Source organism: Streptomyces sp. NPDC028711 (genome assembly GCF_055565415.1).
The window spans coordinates 13044-32053 of record NZ_JBVHUJ010000007.1; the positions used below are offsets into that span (position 1 = coordinate 13044).

Annotated in this window: 24 protein-coding genes; 12 read left to right on the forward strand and 12 right to left on the reverse strand. The window is 73.6% G+C overall.

All coding sequences use genetic code 11. From position 1 onward, the window contains the following. The first annotated feature begins 107 nt into the window (after positions 1-107). Complete coding sequence (locus tag ACZ4VK_RS21940) at positions 108-677, forward strand: GNAT family N-acetyltransferase (protein ID WP_468354376.1); 570 nt, start codon at positions 108-110, stop codon at positions 675-677. On the opposite strand, the gene ACZ4VK_RS21945 is transcribed toward ACZ4VK_RS21940, so the two are convergent. Continuing rightward, the gene (locus ACZ4VK_RS21945) at positions 667-1080 is read right to left on the reverse strand and encodes a PIN domain-containing protein (RefSeq protein WP_468354378.1); all 414 of its coding nucleotides are present in this window, start codon (positions 1078-1080) and stop codon (positions 667-669) included. The genes ACZ4VK_RS21940 and ACZ4VK_RS21945 overlap by 11 nt on opposite strands. Continuing rightward, the gene (locus ACZ4VK_RS21950) at positions 1077-1355 is read right to left on the reverse strand and encodes a CopG family transcriptional regulator (RefSeq protein ID WP_468354380.1); all 279 of its coding nucleotides are present in this window, start codon (positions 1353-1355) and stop codon (positions 1077-1079) included. Before ACZ4VK_RS21950 ends, ACZ4VK_RS21945 begins: the two co-directional genes overlap by 4 nt. A 126-nt stretch (positions 1356-1481) precedes the next feature. Here ACZ4VK_RS21950 and ACZ4VK_RS21955 point away from each other — a divergent pair, with 126 nt between their 5' ends. Further along, positions 1482-1556, forward strand: coding sequence for a 50S ribosomal protein bL37 (locus ACZ4VK_RS21955; protein ID WP_099895366.1), 75 nt, complete (start codon positions 1482-1484; stop codon positions 1554-1556). A gap of 166 nt (positions 1557-1722) precedes the next feature. Here the strand turns inward: ACZ4VK_RS21955 and cobM are convergent, their stop codons facing one another. Genes cobM through ACZ4VK_RS21970 form a run of 3 tightly spaced genes read right to left on the reverse strand, consistent with a single transcriptional unit; the run spans position 1723 to position 3874 of the window. Further along, the gene (gene cobM / locus ACZ4VK_RS21960; protein WP_468354382.1) at positions 1723-2472 is read right to left on the reverse strand and encodes a precorrin-4 C(11)-methyltransferase; all 750 of its coding nucleotides are present in this window, start codon (positions 2470-2472) and stop codon (positions 1723-1725) included. Continuing rightward, complete coding sequence (gene cbiE / locus ACZ4VK_RS21965; RefSeq protein ID WP_468354384.1) at positions 2469-3701, reverse strand: precorrin-6y C5,15-methyltransferase (decarboxylating) subunit CbiE; 1233 nt, start codon at positions 3699-3701, stop codon at positions 2469-2471. The genes cobM and cbiE overlap by 4 nt, the downstream gene beginning before the upstream one ends. A gap of 32 nt (positions 3702-3733) precedes the next feature. Next, complete coding sequence (locus ACZ4VK_RS21970; RefSeq protein ID WP_367823530.1) at positions 3734-3874, reverse strand: DUF6126 family protein; 141 nt, start codon at positions 3872-3874, stop codon at positions 3734-3736. 98 nt (positions 3875-3972) lie between these two features. Between ACZ4VK_RS21970 and ACZ4VK_RS21975 the strand changes: the two genes are divergently transcribed. After that, complete coding sequence (locus tag ACZ4VK_RS21975) at positions 3973-5052, forward strand: LLM class flavin-dependent oxidoreductase (RefSeq protein ID WP_468354386.1); 1080 nt, start codon at positions 3973-3975, stop codon at positions 5050-5052. A 4-nt stretch (positions 5053-5056) separates the two neighbouring features. Beyond that, positions 5057-5695 carry an FMN reductase gene (locus ACZ4VK_RS21980; protein ID WP_468354388.1) on the forward strand — a complete coding sequence of 213 codons (639 nt, stop codon included), beginning with the start codon at positions 5057-5059 and terminating at the stop codon, positions 5693-5695. A gap of 51 nt (positions 5696-5746) precedes the next feature. On the opposite strand, the gene ACZ4VK_RS21985 is transcribed toward ACZ4VK_RS21980, so the two are convergent. From ACZ4VK_RS21985 to ACZ4VK_RS21995, 3 genes are all read right to left on the reverse strand, one after another. Next, positions 5747-6835, reverse strand: coding sequence for a MerR family transcriptional regulator (locus tag ACZ4VK_RS21985; protein WP_468355308.1), 1089 nt, complete (start codon positions 6833-6835; stop codon positions 5747-5749). Between the two features lie 148 nt (positions 6836-6983). Next, positions 6984-7850, reverse strand: coding sequence for an ABC transporter permease (locus ACZ4VK_RS21990; protein WP_468354390.1), 867 nt, complete (start codon positions 7848-7850; stop codon positions 6984-6986). Continuing rightward, a complete protein-coding gene (locus ACZ4VK_RS21995) occupies positions 7847-8839 on the reverse strand; it encodes an ATP-binding cassette domain-containing protein (protein WP_468354392.1) in 993 nt (330 codons plus the stop codon). Before ACZ4VK_RS21995 ends, ACZ4VK_RS21990 begins: the two co-directional genes overlap by 4 nt. Before the next feature lie 209 nt (positions 8840-9048). Between ACZ4VK_RS21995 and ACZ4VK_RS22000 the strand changes: the two genes are divergently transcribed. After that, complete coding sequence (locus ACZ4VK_RS22000; protein WP_468354394.1) at positions 9049-9615, forward strand: hypothetical protein; 567 nt, start codon at positions 9049-9051, stop codon at positions 9613-9615. Here the strand turns inward: ACZ4VK_RS22000 and ACZ4VK_RS22005 are convergent. The 4 genes from ACZ4VK_RS22005 to ACZ4VK_RS22020 form a co-directional block, all read right to left on the reverse strand. Next, positions 9573-10007, reverse strand: coding sequence for a hypothetical protein (locus ACZ4VK_RS22005; RefSeq protein ID WP_468354396.1), 435 nt, complete (start codon positions 10005-10007; stop codon positions 9573-9575). The genes ACZ4VK_RS22000 and ACZ4VK_RS22005 overlap by 43 nt on opposite strands. A 160-nt stretch (positions 10008-10167) precedes the next feature. Continuing rightward, the gene (locus ACZ4VK_RS22010) at positions 10168-10632 is read right to left on the reverse strand and encodes a RidA family protein (protein WP_468354398.1); all 465 of its coding nucleotides are present in this window, start codon (positions 10630-10632) and stop codon (positions 10168-10170) included. Between the two features lie 116 nt (positions 10633-10748). Next, positions 10749-11222, reverse strand: coding sequence for an RrF2 family transcriptional regulator (locus ACZ4VK_RS22015; protein ID WP_468354400.1), 474 nt, complete (start codon positions 11220-11222; stop codon positions 10749-10751). A gap of 63 nt (positions 11223-11285) precedes the next feature. Beyond that, the gene (locus tag ACZ4VK_RS22020) at positions 11286-12695 is read right to left on the reverse strand and encodes an aminotransferase-like domain-containing protein (protein WP_468354402.1); all 1410 of its coding nucleotides are present in this window, start codon (positions 12693-12695) and stop codon (positions 11286-11288) included. Positions 12696-12848: 153 nt separating this feature from the next. Between ACZ4VK_RS22020 and ACZ4VK_RS22025 the strand changes: the two genes are divergently transcribed. The 7 genes from ACZ4VK_RS22025 to ACZ4VK_RS22055 all read left to right on the forward strand — a co-directional run bounded on the left by ACZ4VK_RS22025 (position 12849) and on the right by ACZ4VK_RS22055 (position 18955). Further along, complete coding sequence (locus ACZ4VK_RS22025; protein WP_468354404.1) at positions 12849-13646, forward strand: alpha/beta fold hydrolase; 798 nt, start codon at positions 12849-12851, stop codon at positions 13644-13646. 37 nt (positions 13647-13683) lie between these two features. Beyond that, a complete protein-coding gene (locus tag ACZ4VK_RS22030) occupies positions 13684-14115 on the forward strand; it encodes a DUF7144 family membrane protein (protein WP_468354407.1) in 432 nt (143 codons plus the stop codon). 26 nt (positions 14116-14141) lie between these two features. Continuing rightward, positions 14142-14603 (forward strand): hypothetical protein, encoded by a 462-nt coding sequence (locus ACZ4VK_RS22035; RefSeq protein WP_468354410.1) that lies wholly within the window; start codon positions 14142-14144, stop codon positions 14601-14603. 4 nt (positions 14604-14607) lie between these two features. Next, positions 14608-15639, forward strand: a complete 1032-nt coding sequence (locus ACZ4VK_RS22040; protein WP_468354413.1) for an endonuclease/exonuclease/phosphatase family protein — start codon at positions 14608-14610, stop codon at positions 15637-15639. A gap of 18 nt (positions 15640-15657) precedes the next feature. Further along, complete coding sequence (locus ACZ4VK_RS22045) at positions 15658-15894, forward strand: DUF2630 family protein (protein ID WP_468354416.1); 237 nt, start codon at positions 15658-15660, stop codon at positions 15892-15894. A 232-nt stretch (positions 15895-16126) separates the two neighbouring features. Beyond that, positions 16127-16933 (forward strand): arylamine N-acetyltransferase family protein, encoded by an 807-nt coding sequence (locus ACZ4VK_RS22050; RefSeq protein ID WP_468355311.1) that lies wholly within the window; start codon positions 16127-16129, stop codon positions 16931-16933. Between the two features lie 51 nt (positions 16934-16984). Continuing rightward, positions 16985-18955 carry an FUSC family protein gene (locus ACZ4VK_RS22055; RefSeq protein WP_468354419.1) on the forward strand — a complete coding sequence of 657 codons (1971 nt, stop codon included), beginning with the start codon at positions 16985-16987 and terminating at the stop codon, positions 18953-18955. The last annotated feature ends 55 nt before the right edge of the window (positions 18956-19010 follow it).

Consider the following 19010-nt stretch of genomic DNA (forward strand, 5'->3'; position numbering starts at 1 on the left):
ACCGGAAGGTGGGACCGGGGGCCTTATCCGGGCGACAGCCCGGGAGGAGGGCCAGGGGCGGCCTTATCCGGGCGACAGCCGCCCGGGTCGCCCCGCAGAATGCCCGGATGCCCGACTTCCTGCACAAGCCCACCCTCACCGGCGACCTGGTGGTCCTCCGTCCCGTCACGGAGGAGGACGTCCCCGCGCTGCTTCCGATGTTCGAGGACACGGAGACGAGCCGGCTGACCGGCAACCACGCCCGCTTCGAGGAGGCGGCGCTGCGCGCGTGGTACGGCTCCCGGGGCGCCCAGGACGACCGTCTCGACCTCGCCGTCGTGGAGCGCGCGACGGGCCGGACCGTCGGCGAGGCCGTCCTCAACCTGTGGGACGAACCGAACGAGAGCTGCTCCTTCCGCATCGGGCTCGTCCCCGACGCCGCCGGCCGCGGCCTGGGCACGGAGGCGACCCGCCTGATCGTCGGGTACGGCTTCGCGTCCCTGGGCCTGTACCGGATCTCCCTCGAGGTCTACGCCTTCAACCCGCGCGCCCGCCGCGCCTACGAGAAGGCGGGCTTCCGTACGGAGGGCGTGCTGCGGGGGGCGCTGCTCTGGGAGGGCGAGCGGGTGGACGCGACGGTGATGTCGGTGCTGGCGCCGGAGTGGGAGGCGGAGGGGGTGGCGGTCGTCAGACCTTGACGACGAGGATCCGGTCGGGGACCAGCTTCTCCAGGTCGTCCACGTCCGAGGTGAGCACCATGACGTGGCCCATCTGCTGTCGTGCGACGACGGCGAGAACGGCGTCGATGGCGTACTTGTGCCCGTGCAGTCCGGCATCGGCCAGGAGTCGGCGGGCCTGGCGCGCCTCGTCCTTGCCGATGTCCACCACACGGACACGGGACAGCACCCAGTCCCAACGCTGCTCGGTCATTCTGCCGTCGTAGGCCTCGACGAGGGTCAAGGGGGACGTCACCACCTCGGCCCGCCCACTGGCAGCCAGGTCGAGGCGGGCGATCATCCCGCGATCACCCCGCACCGCGAGCGACAGTGCCTCACTGTCCAGGACGAAGACCCGGAGCGGCCGGTCCGCTCGCCTCGTCACGCGGCTTCGCCCGCGCGTCCCTCGCGGGCCCGCCGACGACGTTCGTGTTCTGCATCCCATTCGTCCAGCTCGGCGAGTGCGGCGCCCCGCTCGGCCTCCGTGACCGGGCCGTGCTCCTCCTCCAGCCAGTCGACCAGCTCCCGGAGCCGGTCACGATCGCGCCGCAGGCGCAGCGCCTCCGCGACGTACGCCGACAGACCGTGCTCGGCCGCCTCGGCGCGGACCTCGTCCAAGAGGTCCTCCGGGATCGTCACTGTCACCTTCTTCGTCGCCATACTCACGACCATACTCCCCAGGCCTCCTCCGTACGGCGGTTTCGGCATCCCCGGCCGGATGCGGCCCTCTGCCCCCGAACCTAGGCTTACGAAGGCACACCCCGCCCCCGAGCGAGAGGGAGTCCCATGGCGAAGCGTGGCAACAAGAAGCGGGCGCGTAAGAAGAAGAAGGCCAATCACGGCAAGCGGCCGAACGCCTGACCGGTCGGCGTGAACGCGGCGGGGCCCCGGGGATCGGACTTCCCGGGGCCCCGCCGCGTGCCCGTGCGCGGTTCAGCGGAGGTGCCGGACGGACCGGCCGTGGTTCAGCGGAGGCTCCGGCCGGACGGCCGCGGATCAGCGGAGGCTCCGGCCGACCGGCCGTCGTTCAGCAGGTGTGGCGGTCGCGCGCCGGGTCGTACAGGTGGCTGTCGCGGAACTCCGAGGCCGCGAGGGTGCGGCCGACGAGGATGACGGCCGTCTTCGTGATGCCGGCCGTCTTCGTCTGGGCGGCGATGTCGTCGAGGGTGCCCCGCAGGACCAGCTCGTCCGGGCGGCTCGCCATCGCCACCACCGCGGCCGGGCAGTCCGCGCCGTAGTGGGGGACGAGTTCGGCGACGACCCGGTCGACGTACCGGGCGGCCAGGTGGAGGACGAGCAGGGCGCCGCTGCGGCCCAGGGTGGCGAGGTCCTCGCCCTCGGGCATGGGCGTGGCCTGCTGGGCGACGCGGGTGAGGATGACGGTCTGGCCGACCGTGGGGACGGTCAGCTCCCGCTTGAGCGCGGCCGCCGCCGCCGCGAAGGCGGGGACGCCCGGGACGACCTCGTACGGGATGCCCAGCGCGTCGAGCCGCCGCATCTGCTCGGCCATCGCGCTGAAGACGGACGGGTCGCCGGAGTGGAGGCGGGCCACGTCCTCGCCGGCCTCGTGGGCGGCGGCGATCTCGGCGACGATCCGGTCCAGGTCGAGGTCGGCCGTGTCGACGAGGCGGGTGCCGGGACCGCACTCGGCGAGCAGCTCGGTGGGGACGAGCGAGCCCGCGTACAGGCAGACCCCGCAGGACGCGAGCGTCCGCGCGCCGCGCAGGGTGATCAGGTCGGCCGCGCCCGGGCCCGCGCCGATGAAGTAGACGGTCATGCTTCCTCTTCCTTGGTTACGGACCACTGCGTGACCGGCATCGCCTGGCGCCAGCCGGTGAAGCCGCCGACGGGGACGGCGGTGGCGACGGCGAGCCGGACCAGTTCGCCGCCGTGGCGGCGGTGGCGGTCGGCGAGCAGCGCCTCGGACTCCAGGGTCACGGTGTTCGCGACGAGCCGGCCGCCGGCGGGCAGCGCGTCCCAGCAGGCGTCGAGGAGGCCGGGGGCGGTGAGGCCGCCGCCGATGAAGATCGCGTGGGGGGCGGGAAGGCCGGTGAGGGCCGCGGGCGCCGGGCCCGTCACCACGCGCAGGCCGGGGACGCCGAGGGCATCGGCGTTCCGTTCGATCCGCGCCGCCCGCTCCGGCGACTTCTCGACCGTGATCGCCCGGCAGGAGCGGTGGGTCCGCATCCATTCGACGCCGATGGAGCCGGAGCCGCCGCCGATGTCCCAGAGGAGTTCGCCGGGGGCGGGGGCGAGTGCGGCGAGCGTGGCGGCGCGCACGTACCGCTTGGTGAGCTGCCCGTCGTGCTCGTACGCCTCGTCCGGAAGCCCGGGTACGGCGCCGAGCCGGAGGGTCTCCGGGTCGCGTACGCAGTCGAGGGCGAGGACGTGGAGCGCGTCGGTCCGCTCGAAGGGCCAGTCGGCGGCGGTCGCGTCGAGGAGCCGCTCGCGGTCCCCGCCGAGCTGTTCGAGGACCCGGATCCGGGTGCCGCCCCAGCCGGTGTCGCGGAGGAGCGCCGCGACCCGGGCGGGGGTCTCGGGGCCTTCGCCGAGGACGAGGAGCCGGCGGCCGGGGTGGAGCGCGGCGGAGAGCGCGGCGAGGGGCCGGGCGACGAGGGAGACGGTCTCGGTGTCCTCCAGCGGCCAGCCGAGCCGGGCGCAGGCGTACGAGACGGAGGACGGGTGGGGGTGGACGCGGAGGCGGTCGGCGCCGACGGTCTCGGCGAGGGTGCGGCCGATGCCGTAGAAGGAGGGGTCGCCGCTGGCGAGGACGGCGATCCTCCGGCCCTGGTGGGCGGCGAGCAGTCCGGGGACGGCGGGGCGGAGCGGAGACGGCCAGGTGATCCGCTCGCCGGGGCAGGTGTCGGCGGGGAGCAGGCCGAGCTGGCGGGGGGCGCCGATGAGGATCTCGGCGGCGCCGAGGACGCGGCGGGAGGTCTCGGGGAGTCCGTCCCAGCCGTCCGCGCCGATTCCGACGACCGACACTACCGATATCGCAGCGTTCACGTCGGGGACTCTACGTGAGCCCCTCGCGGCCCCTACTTCTGGGCGTTCTGTCCGACGTAGAAGAGGAGCCAGACGAAGCCGGCGAAGGCGTGGGTGGCGAAGACGTACACGAAGACGCGGAGCATGACGCCCCGCTCCTTCCAGCGCTCGTTGTCGTACGTCTTCTCGGTCATGCGGTCCAGGGTACGGGCGGGAATAGGGCAGGGGGGTGCGCCGTTGGAGCAGATAGTTTACGATTCAACCAACAGCCCCGAGGCAAGAGGTGAGCACGATGCAGTTCGGGATCTTCACCGTCGGCGACGTGACGACCGACCCCACCACCGGCCGCACTCCGACCGAGCACGAGCGGATCAAGAACACCGTCGCCATCGCGCTCAAGGCGGAGGAGGTCGGGCTCGACGTCTTCGCGACCGGCGAGCACCACAACCCGCCGTTCGTGCCCTCCTCCCCCACCACCCTCCTCGGGCACATCGCCGCCCGCACGGAGAGCCTGATCCTCTCCACCTCCACGACCCTGATCACCACCAACGACCCGGTGAAGATCGCCGAGGACTACGCGACCCTCCAGCACCTCGCCGACGGCCGCGTGGACCTGATGATGGGCCGTGGCAACACCGGCCCGGTCTACCCGTGGTTCGGCCAGGAAATCCGCCAGGGCATCCCGCTCGCCATCGAGCACTACGCGCTCCTCCACAAGCTGTGGAGGGAGGGCGTGGTCGACTGGGAGGGCACGTTCCGCAGCGCCCTCCAGGGCTTCACCTCCACCCCGCGCCCGCTCGACGGCGTCCCGCCGTTCGTCTGGCACGGCTCCATCCGCTCCCCGGAGATCGCCGAGCAGGCCGCCTACTACGGCGACGGCTTCTTCGCGAACCACATCTTCTGGCCCAAGCAGCACACCGAGAAGATGGTCCGCCTCTACCGCCAGCGGTACGCGCACTACGGCCACGGCACCCCGGAGCAGGCGATCGTCGGCCTCGGCGGCCAGGTGTTCATGCGGAAGAACTCGCAGGACGCCGTACGCGACTTCCGCCCGTACTTCGACAACGCGCCGGTCTACGGCCACGGCCCGTCCCTGGAGGAGTTCTCCCGCGAGACCCCGCTGACCGTCGGGTCGCCGCAGGAGGTCATCGAGCGGACCCTGTCCTTCCGCGACTACGTGGGCGACTACCAGCGGCAGCTGTTCCTCGTCGACCACGCGGGGCTTCCCCTCAAGACCGTCCTGGAGCAGCTCGACCTCCTCGGCGAGGAGGTCGTCCCCGTGCTCCGCAAGGAGTTCGAGAGCCTGCGCCCGGCCGGGGTCCCGGCCACGGCACCGCTCCACCCCGCCGTCCTCGCGTCCAAGGAGGTCTGACGCCATGCGGACCCTGAAGCTGGTCGCCGTCTCCGCCGGCCTCAGCTCCCCCTCCTCCACCCGGCTGCTCGCCGACCGCCTCCTCCAGGCGGCCCGGTACCGGCTGACCGAGCAGGAGTACGCGGTCGACGTCCAGGTCGTCGAACTGCGCGACCTGGCCCTCGACATCGCGAAGAACTTCGTTACGGGCTTCCCGTCCGCCGCGCTCCAGGAGGCGATCGACACGGTGACGGGGGCGGACGGGGTCATCGCGGTGACGCCGGTGTTCACGGCCTCGTACAGCGGCCTGTTCAAGTCGTTCTTCGACCTGATCGAGCCGGCCGCGCTCACCGGCACCCCCGTCCTCGTCGGGGCGACCGGCGGCACCGCCCGTCACTCCCTCGTCCTCGACCACGCCCTGCGGCCGCTCTTCGCCTACCTGCGGGCCCTCGTCACGCCGACCGCCGTCTACGCGGCCTCGGAGGACTGGGGCTCGGGCGGCGAGGAGGCCTCCCGAACGGGACACGGGGACGGGCTGCCGTCCCGGATCAACCGGGCGGGCAGCGAGTTCGCGGACATGGTCGCGGCCCGGCCGTCCCGGCGGCTCGACGACGACGAGGTCGTCCCGTTCGAACGGCAGTTGGCCGACCTGCGGCTCGACTGACGCGGGCCGGGTGGGAGGCAGGCCGCCGGGTGCTCTCCGGCCCGCCCCCTCCTACCCGACCGCCGGCACCACGTCCGCCACCACGCACGCCACGTTGTCCGGGCCGCCCAGGTCCCGCGCCAGCTCGACCAGCGCACCGACCGCGTCGTCGGGGTCACTGCCGCCGGCGAGCGCCCGCCTGATCCCCTCGGCCGGCGCGACCGCCGAAAGGCCGTCCGTGCACAGCAGATACCGGTCCCCAGGCCGCGCCTCGTGCACCCCGAGCTCCGGCTCGGGCGGTACGCCTCCGCCGTCCAGGGCCTTCAGGAGCAGCGCCCGGTCGGGCCGGTCCGCGGCCTCCGCCGGGTCCAGTTCGCCCGCGTCCAACAGCGCCTGGACGACGGTGTGGTCGCGGCTGAGCCGGACGAGCACGCCGTCCCGCAGCAGATACGCCCGCGAGTCGCCCAGGTGGGCGAGCACGAGACGGCTCCCGGTCCAGAGCGCGGCCGTCAGCGTCGTACCGGAATCGGCCAGGCCGGACACCGCGCCGTCGGCCCCGCGCACCGCGTCCTCCAGGGCGTTGAGCAGGTCGCCGGTGCGCGCCGACGGATCCGGCGCCGGTACGGAGACCAGCGCGCCGACCGCCGCGCGCGCGGCCCGCTCCCCCTCGGGCCCGTACCCGTCGGCGACGGCCAGCAGGTGCGGGCCCGCGTGGGCCGCGTCCTGCTGGGAGGGGCGGACCAGGCCGGGGTCGAGTCGCACGGCGGTGCGCAGCGTCCAGGGGGAGTGCACCCCTGCGGCCGTCTCGGAGGTCATCGTCATCTCGGTGGGTCCCTTCAGGCGTTCCACCAGGGAGGCCGCCAGGCCCCTGCGCGCCGCCGTCTCCGCCTCGATCCGCGCCCAGTAGCCGCGGATCGCGCGGGCCGCGCCCGCCGGGTCCGTGCCGTACAGCGCGCAGACCCGTCCGACCTCGGCGAGCGGCATGTCGATCCGCCGCAGCCAGGCGATCAGGCGGGCCCGGTCGACCTGCTCCTCGGCGTAGTACCGGTAGCCGGTGAACGGGTCGACGCGGGCGGGCGGCAGCAGGCCGAGCTCGTCGTAACGGCGCAGTGCCTTGGCGGAGAGCCGGGTGGCGCGGGCGAAGTCCCCGATGGTCAGCATGGGCGTGGGCATCGGCATGGGTTCCGCGTCGCGCACGGCTCTCTCCTCCCCGTGCCGGGCTCCCTGCCCGGCACCGCCGATGCTGGGCCTTCCCCGCACGGGAAGGTCAACACGGAGGATCCGGCACGCGCGGAGGACCGATCCGGCACTACTTGCGGTTGTAGAGCCTCATGGTGACCGCGCCGAAGACGACGACGAGCACCGCGGACCAGCCGAGCGTCCAAGCGATGTCGGCCGCCGGCCAGTCGCCGGCCATCAACTCCCGTACGGAGGTCGCCAGATGGGTCACCGGACTGTTGTTGACGAAGGCCTGGAGCCAGCCCGGCATCGTCCTCGGGTCGACGAAGACGTTGGACAGGAACGTCAGCGGGAAGATCACCATCATGCTGACGCCCATGACGGACTTCTCGCTGCGGAGCAGCAGTCCGAACATGGTCCAGATCCACGAGAAGGAGAACGAGAACACTAGGAGCAGCGCGACCCCAAGCAGCACGCCCACGGCCCCGCCGTCCGGCCGGTAGCCGATGATCATGCCGACCGTCAGCATCACGGCCGAGGCGATCAGATAGCGCACGACGTCGCCGAGGAGGTAGCCGACCATCGGCGCCGGCCGCCAGATCGGCAGCGTGCGGAAGCGGTCGAAGACACCCTTCTCGATGTCGGTGTTGACCGAGACGCCCGTGTACATCGTGATCATCACGACGCTCATCACGAGGATGCCCGGCAGCAGGAACTGGATGTACGAGGAGACGGAACCGGCGAGCGCGCCCCCGAAGAGGTACGTGTACATCAGCACCATCATGATCGGGAACGCCGTCACGTCGAACAGCTGCTCCGGCACGTGCTTGATCTTCAGCATGGCCCGCCAGCCGAACGTCAGCGACGCGGAGAGCGCGCTGGGGCGCGGGGGGCGCTCGTGGCCGACGAGGAGCGCGGCCAGGTCCTCCGCCCTGGGCGCCTCGAAGGCGAGGGGGTCGGTCTGCCGGGTGTCCTTGGTGGTGGCGACGGAGCTCATGCCGTCGTTCCCTTCCGTTCGGTGTCGTCCGCGGGCCGTCTGTCCGTCAGGGCCAGGAACACCTCGTCGAGGCTGGGCTGGCCGAGCCCGAAGTTGTCGACCGTGATCCCGGCCCGCGCCAGCTCCGCCAGGGCCCGCGCCGCCTGCTCGGCGGCGCCGAGGTCCGTCCCGTGGCCGTTGACGGTGGCGGTGAGCGCGACCGGGTCGGGTTCGAGGGTGACGGCCGCCTTCAGGGCGGCCTGGAGGACCCGCTCGGCCGCCGGCCGCTGCTCGGGGTCCCGGAGCCGTACGTGCACCGAACCCGAGCCGACGGAGGCCTTCAGCTCGCCCTTCGTGCCCTCCGCGATCACCTTGCCGTGGTCGATGACGGCGATGCGGGAGGCCAGCTGGTCCGCCTCGTCGAGGTACTGGGTGGTGAGCAGCACGGTGGTGCCCTGGGCGACGACGGCACGGACGATGTCCCAGACCTGGTTGCGGCTGCGCGGGTCGAGGCCGGTCGTCGGTTCGTCGAGGAAGAGCAGGTCGGGGGTGTTGAGGATGGACGCGGCGATGTCGATACGGCGCCGCATGCCGCCCGAGTAGTTCTTGATCTGCCGGTCGGCGGCGTCCCCGAGTCCGAACGCGGCGAGCAGCTGCGCGGAGCGCTCGCGGGCGGCGGGCCGGGTGTGGCCGAGCAGCCGGCCGAGCAGGACCAGGTTCTCGGTGCCGGTCAGGTCCTCGTCGACGGAGGCGTACTGACCGGTGAGGCTCACACGGCCGCGTACGGTGTCGGCGTCCTTGACGACGTCCTTGTCGAAGACGCGGGCCCGGCCGCCGTCGGGGCGGAGGAGGGTGGCGAGCATCTTGACGGCGGTGGTCTTGCCCGCTCCGTTGGGTCCGAGGACGCCGTAGACGGTTCCGGCGGGAACGCGCAGGTCGACGCCGTCGACGGCGCGGTTCGTGCCGAAGACCTTGACCAGGCCCTCGGTCTCGATGGCGAGGTCGGTCATACCGCTCCTCCCCCTCCGGGTCCGGGATCGAGCACTTCTGCCAGTCTCCGACACCGTCCGGTGGATCGCCAGGGCGGAGGCGCCGCCCTCCCGCCCCCGGCCCCCGGCCGCGTATCGCCGTATCGGAGGACCCCGGCTCCCCCGGCCGGTGGAGGAGGACCGGCCGCCGGGGCGACGACCGGGCGGGGGCGCGGCGGGACGCTGAGTCCATGATGAGAATCAAGGCGCTTCCCGGTGTGCCCCGTTGGGCCGTTCTCGCCGCCCACGCGGTTCCCCTGGCCACCCTCCCGTCCGGCCTGTGGCGGCTCGCGCTCGTCGCCGGGCTCCCCGTCACGCAGGACGCCGGGCTCGGGTCGCTGGGCGTGGGGGAGTCCGTGTACGTCGTCTCCCTCAGCGTCGTGTCCGAGCTGCTCGCCCTCCTCACCCTGGGGCTCGTCCGCTCCTGGGGCGAGGTCTTCCCCCGGTGGATGCCGTTCCTCGGCGGGCGGCGGGTGAACCCGGCCGCGGCGACGGGCGCGGCGCTCGCCGGGGTGGCGGGACTGTGTGCCATCGCCGGGTGGGGCGTGTACGCCTCGTACGCGGACCTCGGCCCCGGCATCCCGGCGACTCCGGCGCAGGACGCCCTGCTCATCGCCTGCTACGCGCCGCTCGCGGCCTGGCCCGTGCTGCTCGCCGCCGTGGCGGTCGCCTACCACCGGCGGCGCCGCCACGGCGGAGGGAGCGGAGGGCGTGGTCAGTACGGCGCGGGGCGGCCCGTGGCGTCCTCGTGGGTGTAGAAGAGGTAGAAGGCACCGGCCGCGTTCACCCCGGCGAAGGCCAGTCCGAGCCCGGTCGACGACAGGACGCTGGCGCCGGACAGGCTGAACAGGAAGCCGACCGCGATGCCGGTCAGGGTGCCCCAGGCGACGGCCCGCAGCTCGCGGGGGAGGGCGCGGCCGTAGCGCCGGAGCGCGTAGATAGCGCCGGCGAGGACCACGGCCGAGACGAGGCCGAGCCACAGCTGCCCGAGGGTGGCGGCACCGCCGTGGCGGGCGACGGTCGACGCGTAGAGGGCGTACAGGACGCCGATCGTGATCGGGGCGCCCCAGCCGTGCGTGCGGCCCTGCGTGCGCCCCTGCGGCGTGCTGGTCCGGCGCCGCCGGGCGGGTACCGCTGCGTGTGCGGCCATGGCAGGAGCTCCTTCGTCTCTCGCCCCCCTGCTGCTTCCCGCACCCTCCAGGGCACACCCGCGCCCGGCGCCCCGCAAGTGGATCAGCCGCGGGATCGGGCGCGGGATCAGCCGCGGGATCAGCCGCGGGATCGGGCGCGTGACCAGGCGCGTCGCCGGATCAGTCGCCTGGCCGTACGGCGACGGCGTCGATCTCGAAGAGCATGCCGGGCAGGGCGAGCGCCGCGACCCCGCTGAGGGTCTGCGCGGGCAGCCGCTCGCCGAAGTGGGCGTGCAGGGCCTTGCCGAGGACCTCCAGCTTGGCGAGGTCGTGCCCGACGACGTACGAGCCGAGGCGGACGACGTTCCGCAGGCCGAGGCCGACGCCTTCCAGGGCGAGCCGCAGGTTCGTCAGGGAGAGCTCGACCTGGGCGGCGAAGTCGCCGGGAACGGGAGCGCCGGTGGCGTCGGAGGCGTACTGGCCGGCGATGAAGACGAGCTCTCCGGGGGCGGAGACGGCGTGGCTGTAGCCGAAGGGGGTGGGGTCGTGGAGGGTGCCGGGGTTGGTGATGAGCCGAGGGTCGGCGGATCCGTCGGCGACGGCGGTCGGGGTCGGGGTCGGGGTCGGGGTCGTCTGGGCGGTCATGGCTGATCGTTCCTTCCGGGGGGTGCGGCGATCCTGACGGTGGAACATGAACCTGGATGTGTGATGTCCAGAATGATGCTTTCGAGCGCCCTCCCAACACGTGGAGGGCAGTCGTGTCACACGTGGGCGAACCAGTTCCGTAGCCGGTCGGGCGCGGTCGGCGCCTGGAGTTCCGCCCGCTGCCGTACGTCGTCCAGGGTCTGGGCCATGAGCTCCCGCCGCCAGGCCATCTCGGCCCTGCCCATGGCACCGGCGATGGCGCACTCGGCGGCGTACGTCCCCGGGGCGCCCGCGCCGGGACCCTGCTGCCGGATCTCCGTGCAGCGGAAGGCCTCGTCAGGTCCTTCGATGGCGGCGACGACATCCATCAGAGTGATCCGGTCCAGGCCGCGGGCGAGCCGGAAGCCGCCCTTGGGCCCGGAGACCGAGGTGACGATCCCGGCGCGGGCGAGCGCCTGGAGCTGCTTGTTGAGATACGCGGAGGGCAGCTCGTGATAGGCCGCGAGACGTGCGGCGGTGACCGCCCGGCCGGGCCCGATCCACGCCAGGTTCAGGCAGCTGTGCAGCGCCCACTCCACACCCTCGCTCATTCTCATGATCCTGGACCTTACATATCCAGGATCAGGTTTGCCAAGGGAATTCCGGCGCCGGGCTCAGGCGCCCTCCGCCGCGAGCGCCGCCAGGCGGCCGAGGGCGTCGTCAAGGACCGCGTGGGGCGGCGAGGCGAGGCCGACCCGGATCGCGTCCGGGGCCGTACCCGCCCCCACGGCGAAGGCGCTGCCCGGAGTGACCGCCACGCCCGCGCGTGCGGCGGCCGCGGCCGTGAAGGTCTCCGCCCGCCAGGGCGCGGGCAGCTCCCACCAGCAGTAGTACGCGTACGGGGAGGTCCGCAGGGTGTGTCCCGCGAGCCGCCGCAGGACCAGGGCGTGCCGGGCCTCCGCGTCCGCCCGCTTGGCCGCGACCGCCTCGGTGACCGTGCCGTCCCCGGCCCAGCGGGTGGCGGCGGCGAGCGCCAGACCGCCCGCCGTCCAGGCGCCGGAGCGCAGGGCGTCGGCGACGGCGGCGCGCAGCCGTTCCGGCACCACCAGGTAGCCGACGGTCAGGCCGGGGGCGAGCCGCTTGGAGAGGCTGTCGACGAGGACGACCCGCTCGGGGGCGTGCGCGGCGAGCGGGGCGGGCGCGTCGGGCACGAGGAAGGCCCAGGTGGTGTCCTCGACGGCCGTGAGGTCCAGGCCCCGAAGGAGCTCGGCCAGGGCGGCGCGGCGCTCCTCCCCCGTGGTCGAGGAGAGCGGGTTGTGGAGGGTCGGCTGGAGGTAGACGGCGGCGAGCGGCGCCGCCCGGTGGGCCGCGGCGAGGGCCTCGGGCCGTACCCCGTCGGCGTCGAGGGCGAGCGGCACGAGCCGGATGCCGAGCCGTTCGGCCACCGCCTTGACCAGCGGATACGTGAGCGCCTCGACGCCGAGGCGGCCGCCGGGCGGGACGAGCGCGGAGAGCGCGGCGGCGATGGCCTGCCGACCGTTCCCGGCGAAGAGCACGCTCTCCGGGTCGGGCGCCCAGCCGGGTGCGGAGATCGCGCTCTCCGAGTCGGGCGCCCAGCCCGGCCGGGCGAGGACGGTCGCCGCCGCCTCGCGGGCCTCCGGGGTGCCGGCGGCGGCGGCCGGCCGGGAGACGGCCTCGGCCAGGACGTCGGGCCGGCCGAGGGCCGCCAGCGCGCGGGCCATCAGCTCCGACTGGCCCTCGAAGCCGGGGTAGTTCAGCTGGAGGTCGACGGGCGCGGCCCCGGTGGCCTCGGCGAGCGCGGGCCCCGGCAGCGGGGGCGCTGCCCGGACGAACGTGCCGCGTCCCACCTCCCCCACGACGAGGCCCCGGCGCGCGAGCTCCCCGTACACGCGGATCGCGGTGGAGTTCGCGATCCCGTGGCGCCGCGCGAAGACCCGCTGCGGCGGCAGCCGGTCACCGGGGCGCAGCCGCCCGTCACGTACGGCCGTCTCGACCCGGTCGGCGATCCTCCGGTACTCCTCCACGGCCACCCCTCCGTATCGCACGACGCGTCGCACGCGCATCGCACGCGCCTCGTACCGCGCATCGCAAACACACCGCAACGCACCCGCACCCGCACCCGCACCCGCACACTCGCCCAAGCCATGCGTCGCCCCATTGCACCGAGAGCAAAGATCTTATTGCACCGAGCAGTTGCCGCTGCCTAGCCTGCGGCCATGCCCTTCTCCACCACCGTCCACGCCGAGACCTTCTACGAGGACCAGGGCACCGGCCCCGCCCTCCTCCTCGTCCACGGCCACCCCTTCGACCACACGATGTGGCGGCCGCAGATCGACCGTTTCTCCCGTACGCACCGGGTGATCGCCCCGGACCTGCGGGGCTACGGCGCCACCCCCCTGGGCCCGAACCCCCACTCCACCGACCTCGGCGTCTTCGCGGAGGACCTCGTCGCCCTCCTCGACGACCTGGGGATCGGCACCTGCGTCCTCGCCGGCCTCTCCATGGGCGGCCAGATCGCCATGGAGCTCTACCGCCGCCACCCCGACCGCGTCCGCGGCCTCGTCCTCGCCGACACCTTCCCCGCCGCCGAGACCGAGGACGGCAAGGCGGCCCGGAACGCCATGGCCGACCGGCTCCTGCGCGAGGGCATGCGGGGGTACGCCGACGAGGTCCTCGACCGGATGGTCGCCCCGTACAACACCCACGCCGCACCCCACGTCCACCGCATGATGTGCGCCACCGACCCGGTCGCCGCGGCCGCCGCCCTCCGTGGCCGGGCCGAGCGCCCCGACTACCGGAAGACCCTCACCACGGTCCCGTTCCCCGCGCTCGTGGTCGTCGGCCGGGACGACACGTACACCCCGGTCGCCGACGCCGAGGAGATGCGCGCGCTGCTCCCCCACGCCACGCTCGCCGTCATCGAACGGGCCACGCACCTGCCCAACCTGGAGCGGCCCGAGGAGTTCGACGCCGTACTGGAGAGCTATCTCCGCTCACTCGTCCGGCCCAGCTGAAGATTCGGAACCGCGCGCACGCGCCGACGATGGGGCCATGAGCCAGAACACGGCACCACCCCGCAGGCCGCACTCCTCCTCCGGCGCCTGGGCCGCCGGCGGCACGCTCTTCGCGGGCGTCCTCATGCTGGTCACCGGCCTCATGGACGTCTTCCAGGGCATCGCCGGCATCGCCAAGGACGACATCTACACCCGCGTCGGCGACTACGTCTTCAAGTTCAACCTCACCGCCTGGGGCTGGATCCACCTGATCCTCGGCGTCATCATCGCCATCGCCGGTTACGGCATCCTCAAGGGCGCGGAATGGGGCCGGGTCGCGGGTATCGCGCTCGCCTCCCTCAACATCCTGTTGCAGTTCCTCTTCCTGCCGTACCACCCGTGGTGGGCGCTCTTCTCCATGGCCATCTCGGTCTTCGTGATCTGGGCCCTGGCCACGGACGACGCGTACGGCCGCGACGAGAGACTCTGAGGACCGGCCCCATGCGGAGACCACCCGTGAAACGGCCGCCCACAAGGCGGCCGCCCCTGAGACGCACGACGACCGCCGTCCTCTCCCTCGCGGCGACCGCGGCCCTCGCCCTCACCGGCTGCGACACCATCGCGGACAAGGCGGGCGAGGTCGTCTCCTCCGCCACCGCGGCCGTCGCCTCGGCCGCCCAGGACAAGATGAACGAGGTCAAGGACGGGGCGAACGCCCGCGGCGACGTGCGAGCCGGGCCGACGAGCACCGACGGCGACCGCACGGTCGCCGAGATCACCGCGACCAACCCCAAGGACAAGGACGCCGACTACACGGTCATGGTGACCTTCCGGGACGGCGAGGGAAACTTCCTCGACTCGGTCGTCGTCACCATCGACGCCGTCGGACCCGGCGCGTCCAAGTCCGGTACGGCGCGCAGCAATCGGACGCTGTCGGGCGACACCAAGGCGGAGATCACCCAGGCACTGCGACACTGAGGGCGTGGACCGAGCCCTTGCCGCCGTGCCGGAACCCCCGCCCGTGACGAGCGCCGCCCCGGCGGCCCCCGAACCGCCGCCTCTCCGGCCCAGACACCGCCTCACCGCCTGGGCCGCGGGGCTGCTCCTCGTGGTGCCCGCCTTCCTCGCCGGCTGCCGGCTCCTCGACACCGACGCGACCACCCCCGTACCGCAGCTGCTCGCGCTCCTGCCCTGGTTCGCCGTGCCCGCCGGGCTCGCGGTGCTCCTCGCCGCCGTCGCCCGCCGCCGCGTCCTCACCTTCACGGCCGTCCTCGTCCTCACCGCCACCGGCTGGGCCGCCCTGCCCTACCAGCCGCAGCTCGTCACCGCGTACGGCGCGCCCCTCACCCAGGTCCGGGTGCTCGCCGCCAACGTCGAGTACGGCCAGGGCACGGGGGCGCTGACCGAGACGATCCGGCGCGAGCGGCCCCAGCTGGTGTTCGTCTCCGAATGCGACCAGGTCTGCGGACGCGCCCTCACCACCGCCTTCGCGGCCGAACTGCCCCACTACACCTCGGTCGACGCCGGCGGTGCCGTCGGCTCCGTCCTGCTCAGCGCGTACCCGCTGACCGACGAACGGGTGATCCCGGCGGTCATGGGCATGCCGGGCGCCACCGCGGTGATCGCCGGCCTGCCCGTACGCCTGCAACTCGCCCACCCGCTGCCGCCGGTGCCGGGCCAGGTCGACCTGTGGAAGCGGGAGCTCGGCCGGATCGGAAGCGCCGCCCGGCAGCACACCGGCCCCCTCCTCGTCGCCGGGGACTTCAACGCCTCCCAGGACCACGCCGCCTTCCGCTCGGTCCTGCGCGACGGCCACCTCCAGGACGCCGCCCGCCTCGCGGACGCGAGCCGCACCCCGACCTGGCCCATGGAGGGCCCCCTGCCGCCGTTCGTGCAGATCGACCACGTCCTGGTCAGCCGGGACTTCACCGTCCGGGGCATCCGCTTCCTCGACCTCGCGGGCTCCGACCACCGTGCCGTCCTCACCGATCTCGACCTGCGCGGCGGCCGCTGATCGGCCACGCTGGAAGACATGGAGAACGAGGAGATCCTGGACGACATCGGTGCCCTCGTCGAGGAGGAACGCGCCCTGCGGCAACGCACCGGCGGTCTCCTCCCCGAAGAACTCGCCCGCCTCGCCGAACTCGAGGTGCGCCTCGACCAGTGCTGGGACCTGCTGCGGCAGCGGCGGGCGAAGGAGGAGTTCGGCGAGGACCCGGACACGGCGACGATCCGCCCGGCCACCGAGGTCGAGTCCTACCGCAACTGAGCGCGGTCCGGAAGACGGGCCTCACGGGCCACCGGACACGCCCTAGGCCCAAAGGACCAGGACGATCACCGTACGCGGGCCGATGACCGTCCCGCCCCCGGCTGCGTAGGGTCGGAACGTGACGAGCAACGACGAAACGCTTCAGGAGTCCACCGCCCGCCCGGACGCCGAGTCCGTCCCCCGCCCGGACGCCGAGTCCACCCCCCGCCCGGACGCCGAGTCCACCCCCCGCCTGGACCTCGACGCCTACCTCGCCCGCGTCGGCTGGACCGGGGAGCGGCGCGCGGACGCCGCGACCCTGCGGTCGCTGCACCGTGCGCACATGCACGGCATCCCGTTCGAGAACCTCGACCCGCTCGGCGGCTCCGCGCCCTCCCTCGCCCTGCCCGACCTGGAGGCGAAGCTGGTCCGCGGGGACCGGGGCGGGTACTGCTACGAGCACAACACCATGCTGGCCGCCGTCCTCGACGCCTTCGGCTTCGGCGTCACACTCCTCTGTGCCCGCGTCGTCCTCGGCGCCCACGGCGCGATACGGCCGCGCACCCACATGCTGCTCCTCGTCGACGTGCCGGGCGAGCCGGTCCCGTACGTGGCCGACGTCGGCTTCGGCGCCTCCGGGGCGCTGCTCGAAGCGGTCCCGCTGATCGCGGACACCGAGTTCCGGGACGCGCCGCGCCGGCATCGCCTGGTCCACGAGCCGCACCGGGGGCCGCTGGAGATGTGGGTGCTCCAGGCGTACGAGGACGACGCGTGGACCGATCAGTACGCGTTCACCGTCGAGCCGTTCGAGGCCCCGGACTTCGACGTCATCAACTGGCACATCGCCACCAACCCCCGCTCCCCCTTCTCCCACCTGCTCTACGTCCAGCGCACGACGCCCGAGGCCCATCTCGCGCTCAGCGGCGGCCACCTGGTCGAGACCCGCCCGGACGGCACCCGCAAGGAACGCGAACTGTCGGGGCACGACGAGATCGCGCGCGTACTGACGACCGACTTCGGCATCGCGGTACCGGACGGCCTGCCCCTGGCCCCCCGGTAGGCGACAGCGGCCGCCCCCCCGCACGTGGGGCGGCCCCCGTAAGTTGGTCGTATGGCTCGTCCCGCACGGCCCGTACGGGTCGCTCCGCCCGTCTGGCTCACCGCCGGGCTCAAGCCCGCCCCCGCGCCGGTCCCCTGGGCCGCCGTCCTCCGCGCCGCCGTCGCCCTCGCCGCGCCGCTCGCGGTGGGGCTCGCCGCCGGGCAGCCGGCGTACGGGGCGCTCGTGTCGATGGGCGCCCTGTCCGGTGTCATCGGTGACACCGCCGACGCCTACCGGATGCGGGTCTTCAACATCGCCGTGCCGCAGCTCTTCGGGGCCGTCGGCGTCACCCTCGGCACCCTCGTCTTCGGTCACGGCTGGCTCGCGGTCGCCGCGCTCACCCTCGTCGCGCTCGTCTCCGGGATGATCTCCTCGATCGGCGCCGTCGCCTCCGTGTCCGGGCTTCTGCTGCTCCTCAACGCCGTCGTCGGCGCCGGTCTGCCCATGCCGGACCCGTGGTGGAAGGCGCCCGTCCTCCTCGGCCTCGGCGGCCTCTTCGTCCTCGTGCTCACGCTGCTCGGCTGGCCGCTGCGCCGGGCCGTGCCCGAGCGTGCCGCCGTCGCCGCCACCTACCGCGCCGTCGCCGACCTGTACGAGGCCACCGGCACGTCGGCGTACGACGAGAAGCGGCAGGCGGTCACCGCCTCGCTCAACCAGGCGTACGACCTGATCCTGGCGCACCGGGCCCGGCAGCACGGCCGCGCGCCGTCCCTGGTCCGGCTGCTCGCGCAGCTGAACGTCGTCATCCCTCTCGCCGAGGCCGCGCCCGCCGCGCATCTGCGCGCCCGGCTCCACGGCCCGCTGCCCGCCCTGATCCCGGCGGCCGTACGGGAGCTCGCCGACGCCGTCGAGGAGGGCCGCACCGGGGTCCCCGTACTCGATCTGCCGGCCCCGGAGCGGCCCTCGGAGAAGGCCGTCGACCACGCCCTGCGGTACGCGGCGGCCGTCGTCCACAAGGCGGACCCCGATCCGTACAACGTGGACGACCGGCTCGGCCGGCCCGCCGCGCTCCGGGTCCGCGTCCGCAGGACGACCCGCGCCGTGCTGTTCTCCGGGGCGTCCTGGCGGTACGGGCTGCGGCTCGCGCTCTGTATCGGGCTCGCACAGGCCCTGGTCTCGCTGATCGCCGTGCCCCGCTCGTACTGGGTGGCCCTGACCGTCACCTTCGTCCTGAAGCCGGACTTCGGCTCGGTCTTCTCCCGGGCGGTGCTCCGCGCCTTCGGCACCGCCCTCGGTCTGCTCCTCGCCGCCCTCGTGCTCGCCGAGGTCCCGCGCGGCTGGTGGGACGTCCCCGTGATGTGCGTGCTCGCGGCCCTCATCCCGGCCTTCTCCGCGAAGGGGTACGCCTTCCAGACGGCGGCCATCACGCCGGTGATCCTGCTGCTCTCCGACACCCTCAACCAGCAGGGCTTCGGCCTGATCATGCCCCGCCTGTACGACTCGCTCATCGGCTGCGGCATCGCCCTGATCGCCGGCTACCTGCTGTGGCCCGAGTCCTGGCACACCCGCATCGGGGACCGGCTCGCGGACGCCGTCGCCGACACCGCCGCGTACGTGTCCCTGGCCTTCTCCGGGGACGCCTTCTCCGGGGACGGCGCGGACCAGGGCGCGCGGCTGCGGGCCCGGCGGAAGCTCTACCGGGATCTGTCGACGGTCCGGTCCGAGTTCCAGCGTGCCCTGACGGAACCGCCTCCCACCGGGGCCCGGGCCGCCGCCTGGTGGCCGCTCGTCGTCGCCTCCGAGCGGATCGTGGACGCGACGACGGCCGCGCGCATCAGGGTCGACCACGGAGCCCCCGCCCCCGATCCGGCGGAGGTCGCCGCCGTCGAGCGGCAGCTGCGCGAACTCGCCCACGGACTGCGGGAGTCGGAGACCCTCGTGGAGGTCCGCGCGGAACTCCCCGGCGACGAGAACGGAGTCCTCGCGCCGCTCCGCCAGGAGGTCCGCGCGGCCCGCGCGATCGCCGGTCCCGACCTGCGGTAAACCTCCCCGCGGGGGCGTACGGGAGGACTTACCGGCGGTCACCGAACGGAACCCT